The organism is Synechococcus sp. R6-5 (assembly GCF_047461775.1).
GTDB lineage: Bacteria > Cyanobacteriota > Cyanobacteriia > Thermostichales > Thermostichaceae > Thermostichus.
Genome location: NZ_JANSHV010000198.1, coordinates 1 through 5,301, shown reverse-complemented (window position 1 = coordinate 5,301; position 5,301 = coordinate 1). Strand labels below are relative to the sequence as shown.

Annotated in this window: 5 protein-coding genes and 1 pseudogene; 5 read left to right on the top strand and 1 reads right to left on the bottom strand. The window is 58.6% G+C overall.

Annotated elements, in window-relative coordinates; genetic code table 11:
* Positions 1 to 12: 12 nt before the first annotated feature.
* From NW818_RS10650 to NW818_RS10635, 4 genes are all read left to right on the top strand, one after another.
* Positions 13 to 126 carry a fasciclin domain-containing protein gene (locus NW818_RS10650; RefSeq protein ID WP_414424536.1) on the top strand — a complete coding sequence of 38 codons (114 nt, stop codon included), beginning with the start codon at positions 13 to 15 and terminating at the stop codon, positions 124 to 126.
* A gap of 67 nt (positions 127 to 193) precedes the next feature.
* Positions 194 to 373 (top strand): hypothetical protein, encoded by a 180-nt coding sequence (locus tag NW818_RS10645; protein ID WP_011434300.1) that lies wholly within the window; start codon positions 194 to 196, stop codon positions 371 to 373.
* A 210-nt stretch (positions 374 to 583) separates the two neighbouring features.
* Positions 584 to 2,086: a DUF697 domain-containing protein gene (locus tag NW818_RS10640; RefSeq protein WP_414424535.1), complete on the top strand. Its 1,503-nt coding sequence runs from the start codon at positions 584 to 586 to the stop codon at positions 2,084 to 2,086.
* A 264-nt stretch (positions 2,087 to 2,350) separates the two neighbouring features.
* Positions 2,351 to 2,704 carry a DUF6464 family protein gene (locus tag NW818_RS10635; protein WP_414424534.1) on the top strand — a complete coding sequence of 118 codons (354 nt, stop codon included), beginning with the start codon at positions 2,351 to 2,353 and terminating at the stop codon, positions 2,702 to 2,704.
* Here the strand turns inward: NW818_RS10635 and NW818_RS10630 are convergent.
* The gene (locus tag NW818_RS10630; RefSeq protein WP_414424533.1) at positions 2,701 to 4,161 is read right to left on the bottom strand and encodes a BCD family MFS transporter; all 1,461 of its coding nucleotides are present in this window, start codon (positions 4,159 to 4,161) and stop codon (positions 2,701 to 2,703) included. The genes NW818_RS10635 and NW818_RS10630 overlap by 4 nt on opposite strands.
* Positions 4,162 to 4,330: 169 nt before the next feature.
* Between NW818_RS10630 and NW818_RS10625 the strand changes: the two are divergent.
* Positions 4,331 to 5,301, top strand: a pseudogene (locus tag NW818_RS10625) (hypothetical protein); the annotation flags it as partial.

The following is a 5,301-nucleotide window of genomic DNA, read 5'->3' as shown; positions in this document are numbered from 1 at the left end:
GGAGAGTTCAGCGTGAATGTATCAGGACAGATCCGCATCAACAACGCCAAGGTAGTTGTGGCAGACATTCAAGCCTCTAACGGCATCATCCACGTCATCGATGCAGTCTTGATCCCGCCGCGTTAGGAATTGGGCCACCACTTCGGGCATCATAGAAGCATCGAGATCCAGCACTTTATTGGGGAGATTCAGCGTGGAGCGGCCTAAGTGGGTAGCAATCGTTACAGGGATCCTGGCCATTGCTCTGGGGGTGGGCTACTTGCTGCTGGTGCAGCTATTGGACTATCGCGGCGGCCAATTTTTGCCGGCACCACTGGAGCCGCCGGCGATTTTGGGAGAGGGGATCCCTGGCTCATTTGGCCGGTTGAGCTGAGGGCGCTTTTGACTTCCTGCTTCCCCTTCCTCTTTTACTTGCGGGTGGCTGATCCCCAGCAAAACTCTTGACAAAATTGTATGCTCAGCTACAGCAAGCCCTATGCTGGAGAAGCGGTTGCAGATTCAGTTGACAGCGGGGGCTGTCCTCTGGGATGACCGGTCGATTTTGGCTTTTTGATCTGGAGATCTGGGCAGGCTGTGGGTTGGGATGGTGCTGTCGCGCTCCACTTGGGTGTGGTTGTGGGCAGGGCTGGGTTTGGCGGCCCTGAGCCAATATCTGCAATGGGTTAGCGGGATCTATAGCTTTATCGCCCCCCATTCGTTGCCGCTGGCGGATCTGGCAGTGGCCGGGATCCTGGGAGGGACAGCAGCAGCAGGTCTGGCAGCGCGCCATTGGTGGCAGCAGGCTGGCCGACGGCAAAGTACTCCAAACCAGCGGACACAACCGCTGCGGCGGGTTAAGTTAACTCGGAATCAGGTGCAAGCCGATCTGGAAGATGCCGATCGCCTGATCCAGAAGCTGCAGAATGACATCAGTCGCCGTGCCCTGCGTGCCAAGCTGCAAGAGATCAATCAGCGGCTTAACCAGGAGGAATTGCATCTGGTGGTGTTCGGCACCAGTTCCGCCGGCAAGACCTCGTTGATCAATGCCTTGATGGGCCGACCAGTGGGCGAAACAGCCCCCACCCTGGGCACCACCCGTCAGGGATCCATTCACACCTACCAATTGGAGGGCTGGAACGGCCCCATTTCCCTTACCGACACACCTGGGCTGCTGACGATTGGGGGAGCAGGTGAAGCGGAAGCCCGCGCCCTGGCCCAGAAGGCGGATCTGCTGATCTTGGTGGTGGCCGGGGATCTGCTGGCTTCGGAATATGCCGAAATGCTGGAGCTGGCCCGGCTGGGCAAATCCACCATCCTGGCCCTCAACAAAACCGATCAGATGCTGCCGGAGGATGTAGAGACCATCTTGGCCCATTTGCGCCGACGCACCGCCGGTGTTATCCCTGCCGAACAGGTGGTGGCCATCGCCGCTGATCCAGAGCCCCTCAAGGTTCGCTACTACTCCGAAGATGGCTCTGTGTGGGAAACTTGGGAGCCGCAGCCCCCCGAGACAGAGGCCCTCATTCAACAAATGGCTCACCTGCTGCAGCAGAAGGGATCCCACCTGCGCTTGGCCAATGCCTTGTTGCAAACCCGAACTCTCAGCGAAGCCGTCCAGCAGGCCCTCCAAGAAGAACGTCGCCAACAGGGTCGCCAGATCGTGGAACGGATGCAGTGGGCCACCGCTGCTGCCCTGGCGGCAAACCCTCTTCCTGCTTTGGATGTGCTGGCAGGAGTAGCCATTCAGGCGCGCATGATTGGGGAACTGCACCAGGTGTTTGACCGACGCATTACCTTGCGCCGGGCCCAGCAAATTGCCCAGAGTTTGGCGCAAATGGTGGTGCAACTGGGGGGGCTGGAGCTGGCTACTCAGGCTTTGGGCTCTCTGCTCAAGGCCAGCCCCTTGATGGTTATGGGGATCCCCCTGCAGGCAGTGACGGGGGCCTATCTGACACGGGTGGCGGGGCTCAGTTACCTAGAGTGGCTGTCTTCCGGGGATCCCTGGCAAGAGGAAATCCTGCAAGAGCGGGTTAGGCAGCAGCTCCAAAACCGTCATCCTCTGGCTTTTCTCACCCAACTGGCCCGCCAAGCCCATTCCAACAGCTAGTCCAAGCATCCGTCTTTTCGCCGCCACAGGCCCAACCTATCCCGTTCTCCGCCCGCTGCGGAAAATCCATTACACTGAGTACAGCTTTTTCTAACTTAACTTTGTAGAAGTTCTGTAGATTAGCAGGCTCCAGGTCACACAAGAGAGAACATTTGTACCAGCCATACTCAGTGTTGCCGGAAAAAGTTGCACAATTTAATCACAAGTCAAGCCCAGTCCATCATTTTGTAGTCTGCTGCCCTAAACTGGCTCCGTTGGCACCTTATGTCTTCCCCCAACCTGACCCTGCCCATTCAGTGGATTGATGTGGATTCAGGAGAGGTGGTGGAGGAATGTCCTTGGCAGAGTAGTCCCCATCCGGGCACCTACGTCCAACTGGCAGAGCAGCACTACCTAGTTCTGGAAAAGCGTCATTCCTACCGGCTCCGGCAAGGCAAATACCACCTGTGTGGGATCCGCGCCTTGGTGCGTTCGGTAAACCCACCGCAGGAAGCAGGGAATTGCCTGGGGGATCCCTCCTGTCGGTTCAATGCCCACTCGCCCTTGCTGCGTTGTGCCGTCAACCCCAGCGGGCCCTGTCAGGGCTGCCCCCACTACGAGCCAGCTCTGCGTTGCTAGCCCTCCAGCTCCAGAGCCAACACCTGGGTCAGCGCACGGTTGGTCTTTTCGCGAAACTCGGCCACGCTCACCCGTCCCAGCAAATACACGGCCAGCAACATCACCGCTGCCTCCACCCCAAAGACGGTGGCATAGGCAAGCACTGAAGAAGTGGGGAAGAGAATGCGCCCCAGATCGAGCAAAGCCCCGCCGAGCAAGGTGGAAACCGCCTGGGACATGGCCTGGGCCAGTCCCCAAGCCCCGATAAAGGTGCCTGCCGTCTCCGCTGCCGTCAAATCCAACATGAGGGTAATGGCGCCATTGGTGGTGATCCCAGAAGCCAAGCCAAACAGGATCATACACAGCTGCAGCAGCCGTGGATTGCCTGTAAACCCTGAGGCAATGGTCAGCCCAAAAGAGATGGCCACCAGCAGGCAGCCCAGACGAGCCGTTGTCTGCTTGCCTAGCTTAGGCACGATGAAAAATCCGGTCAGCACAATCCCCACCAAAATGCCCAAACTCCAAAAGGCATTGAGTTGGGTGCTCTGGGCCACCGTCATGCCAAACACCTCGCCGCCGTAGGGTTCTAGGATCGGCTGTTGGATAAACAGGCCCATGGTCATCAACACCAAGAAGCCGAAAAAGATCAGGGTTTGGCGGCTGGCGGTCAGCACCTTGATGGCCGTGCCAAGGGTGATTTGGTCTTCTCGTCCGGCCAGGGTGGAACGGGATCCGTAGCGGGAATAGCGCTTTTCCACCCCCCAGGTGGCGATCACCCCCAGCAGGATCACCACGGCTGGAATGATGATGAAGAGGCGATTAATGGTGCTCTGCAGGTTGTCCGGATCCAAGCCCCGCAGCAGAACTGCCGAGCCAATGGCCCCGCCGGCAATCCCCACCATCAACATAGACCAGACGATCCCCACCAACTTAGAGCGGTTGTCCTCGTCTGACACATCCACCAGCAAAGCCGCAAAAGGCGTGGAGCAGGCGCTGAGGCAGAGACCATAGAGGGCAAACATCAAACAGGCCAAGCCTACCCAGCCATAGGTGGCTCCAGACCAGCCCGTAGCCGCAAAGCTATCCCCCAAACCCCACACCACCTGCACCCCCAGGAAGATACAAACGGCAAATAGCACTGATCCCAGACGCACATAGCCGGTGCGATGCAGGCCAAACAAGGGCTTAGCATCCGAGAGCTGCCCAAACCAAACCCGAGCCGGGGAGACCAACTGGTGCATGGCCAGGGATCCCCCCACCACTGTGGCCGGGATGGCCAGCAGCTCTGTATCGATCATGACGCGGTTCAGCACTCCCAGAGTGAGCAGCGACATCATTCCCAAGCCCATTTGAAACAGGCCCAGGCGGAACATGACATGCAGCGGCAAGGGCTGAACCTGCGCCTGAGGCTCTGGAGAAGCTGGAGTTACAGAAGCCACAGAAGCGTTGACCTCGGGATCCCGGCGGATATTGGCCATGATCTGGAATGATTCGAAAGGGTGCTACAGCCTTTTATCGTAGCCCAGGCAGCCTGGGATCCCGGCAAAAGCATGGGGTTGCCAAAAGCGAAACCGCCACGTCCTCTCCCCTTTTGGGAGCTATTGTCAGGGTATAGTCCCCCAATTTCCAATCCTCAGGAATATTGCTATGCGCGCCCCCATCCCCTGGCTGCTGAGTTCACTGAGCTGGGTGGGCATTTCCCTGGCCGGAGCAGCCCTCGTCCCTACACTGATGGTGTCCACCTCGCAGACAACCCCTATGGATTTTCCGCTCCACCAGTCCCTTTCTTCCCCCACTCCTTCAGAGTGGGCGGAATACTTGGCCTACAGGCAGGTGATTGACCAGACGATCTCCATGACCTGGGATCCGCAAGCGCGAGCCTTGGCAAAGCAGTATGGGCTGGATATCGTCAACATCACCTGGGAAGATACCGGACGCCACAAGGGATCTGCCCTTGGCCCCAACATCAGCGACATGACCATCCAGGTACAACAGCTCAACCCCAGAACGGGTCACTACGAGCTGAGCTTGATGCCGGTGATCCGCTACCCCAACTTTGCCGATCTGTCTGCCGACCTGCCCCTCGATAGCCTACAGGTGCTGGTGGGCAACGAAAAAGGAAAACCCCTGCAACCCGTGTCGCTGCGAGAGCTGCTGGGGAATCTGCGCCGCTACTTACATGATCCCGGCTCTTGGGCCGGCAACCGGAACTCCCTGCTGGCTCCACGGGATAGCCATGTGTTGGTGAGCGCCCAGGCCGCCTTTTTGCCTATCCCTGCCGGGGGATCCGCTCAATTCAACCCGGTGCTGTTCAACTACCAATCCCATCCCGGCAACCCAGCCGTGCTGGCCATTTTGGCCACCCGCGAGGGCACCAGCATTACGGTGACCGAGAACCGCACCGAAGATAGGGTGGGCGAGGCTATTTGGGGCCAGCGCCTTTTCTTCAATCAAAACGGTGAACGGGCCAGCCTCACCGGGCAGCGCCTCAGCGATTTTCGGGCCGAGCAAGCCGCCAACCCAACCCCTCAGGATCCCCATTCGGCGGAAGTAGCAGAAGAAGCCCTGAACCTGGTGATGGTGATCCAAGTACCTGATACATTCACGCTGAACTCTCC

What these genes read in the sequence shown, in the direction of transcription:
- NW818_RS10640 (WP_414424535.1), top strand. Translation starts at nt 584, where the DNA reads ATGGTGCTGTCGCGCTCCACTTGGGTGTGGTTGTGGGCAGGGCTGGGT.
- NW818_RS10635 (WP_414424534.1), top strand. Translation starts at nt 2,351, where the DNA reads ATGTCTTCCCCCAACCTGACCCTGCCCATTCAGTGGATTGATGTGGAT.
- NW818_RS10630 (WP_414424533.1), bottom strand. Translation starts at nt 4,161, where the DNA reads ATGGCCAATATCCGCCGGGATCCCGAGGTCAACGCTTCTGTGGCTTCT.